The organism is Streptomyces glaucescens (assembly GCF_002154375.1).
GTDB classification, from domain to species: Bacteria; Actinomycetota; Actinomycetes; order Streptomycetales; family Streptomycetaceae; genus Streptomyces; species Streptomyces glaucescens.
On the sequence record NZ_MUND01000890.1, the window covers coordinates 1 to 951 of the forward strand.

The 951-nt window shown below is 72.9% G+C and carries 2 protein-coding genes; both read left to right on the top strand.

Annotated elements, in window-relative coordinates; genetic code table 11:
- The first annotated feature begins 174 nt into the window (after nt 1-174).
- Entirely contained in the window at nt 175-690 is a 516-nt protein-coding gene (locus CCN42_RS38905; RefSeq protein WP_086741910.1) for a YwqJ-related putative deaminase, read from the top strand.
- Between the two features lie 41 nt (nt 691-731).
- Nucleotides 732-951: SUKH-3 domain-containing protein (locus tag CCN42_RS38910; protein WP_211294894.1), on the top strand; the 220-nt coding region annotated here is incomplete at its 3' end.

A 951-nucleotide genomic window follows, 5' to 3' on the forward strand; every position in this document is an offset into this window, starting at 1 on the left:
CACCCGGACCACCCCACCTCACCCCCCGACGCTGACACACCGTCACCATCACGTCACCCCCGCGTGACAGCACACCCCCGACCGTGCGTCTCCACCCCGCCCCAGCTTCCGCACCAGCCACGGCATTTGGCACCCTGTGTCCGCCGGGGGATGCACGGGAGGGGAAACACCACCATGAACGTCACGCAAACAGGCCCGCACAGCAGCGCCTCCGGCGACCCCCGCGTCGGCTGGAGCACCACCGACGACCGCCCCGCCCCCACCCTCCGTCACCGCCGCGACGGCATACTCCCCACCGTCGCCGCGGCCCTCTCCGTACGCGGCACCACCCTCACCGGCACCGCCGCCCGCGGCGACCAGCCCCCCACCCTGCACCCCCTGGTCCAGGACTTCCTCGACACCCTCACCAGCGCCCAACGCGACCGCTTCACCGGCCGCTGCGCCGAAACCATCCTCATCTCCCGCCACCTCACCACCGCCGACGCCGCCCGCAGCAAACGCGCCGCCCGCCGGCCCATGACCAACGGCGAAGCCCGCAAAGCCCTCAAACAAGCCAAACTCACCGCCCGCCGCATCCGCGAGGACGGCGACCCCCTGCACGGCAGCTTCGCCGCCCCCTGCCGCGCCTGCACCGCCCTCAGCGCCCACTTCGGCGTCCGCATCGTCGACCCCACCGCCACCGACGACTGACCCCACCAGCCGCCCCACGACACCACGACGAACAAGGGCAGATGCACACCGACCGCACCTCCACCACCCGCTTCTCCGTCCCCGTCGACGCCGCCCTGCGCGCCGCCGGCTGGCAACCCGGCCGCTGGGACATCAAACAGGCCGAGATCTGGGCCGACACCCTCCGCGACCACACCTCACCCAACGGACACCGGCACACCGTCTCCCCCGCCGCCGTCGAAGCCTGGGCCGAATTCGGCGGCCTGCACATCACCCCCACCG